1 protein-coding gene is annotated in these 900 nt (G+C 66.7%); it reads right to left on the reverse strand.

Going from position 1 to position 900, the window contains the following annotated elements:
* Positions 1–9 precede the first annotated feature (9 nt).
* Positions 10–756 (reverse strand): transposase family protein, encoded by a 747-nt coding sequence (locus ACX9I7_RS32635; RefSeq protein WP_459389404.1) that lies wholly within the window; start codon positions 754–756, stop codon positions 10–12.
* Positions 757–900 lie beyond the last annotated feature (144 nt).

The following is a 900-nucleotide window of genomic DNA, read 5'->3' on the forward strand; positions in this document are numbered from 1 at the left end:
GAACCTCTTTCATCCTGAATAGCCGCAGGTCAAAAGGGTGTGGACGGCCTGCACGATACGGCTGATGCGGTTGGTGGAGCATCGGGCCCGGCGGAGGATGCGCCACGACTTCAGCTGGGCGAAGGCGCGTTCGCCCGGCGCCCGGAGTCGCGCGTGGACGCGGTTGAACCGCTGGTAGTGGTCGGGGAGTTCGCGGTGACCGTAGTACGGAGTGCGGACGGTGGCGCCGGCACCCTGGTAGGCCCGGTCGGCCAGAACGAGGATTTCTCTGGTGAGGCAGTTCTGGACGATGCCGTGGGCCCGGGCGGCGGTCAGATCATGCGTGCGCCCGGGCAGTGCGCGGGAGAACCACAGCGGGGTTCCGTCCGGGCGGGCGACGACCTGGACGTTCATGCCGTGTTTCTTGTGCTTCTGCGAGTAGTACGGTTCGTCCGCGGCGATCCGGTCGGTCGGGATCAGCGTGCCGTCAACGACGACGAAGTCCCCCTCACCCAGGCCCGCCAAAGCCTCGCGCAGGCCTGGGGCCCACGCGGCCAGGACCTCAAGGGTCTCGTCCACGTACCGCCAGGCGGTGGACTCCGACACTCCGAAACCGGCCCCGACCTGCGCGAACGTCTCGTTCTTCCGCAGATGCGCCAGCACCAGCAGCGCCTGCTTGAAACACCCCAGCCGCCGCCACGGCGACTTCAGCTCACGCCGACGGGCGTGGATCAGCCACGAGACATGCTCGACCAGCTCGTAGGGGACGTCGAGCATGGCAGGATACGGAACCAACAGAGCCCCTTGGCGCCGGTGTCGAGTGAGATCAACACCCCAACGACAAGGGGCTCTGCTATGTCACCAACCACCACCTCTGACCTGCCCGTTTCACCCCCGCGGGACAGGATGAAAGAGGTTCAC

Source organism: Streptomyces sp. L500, assembly GCF_054551825.1.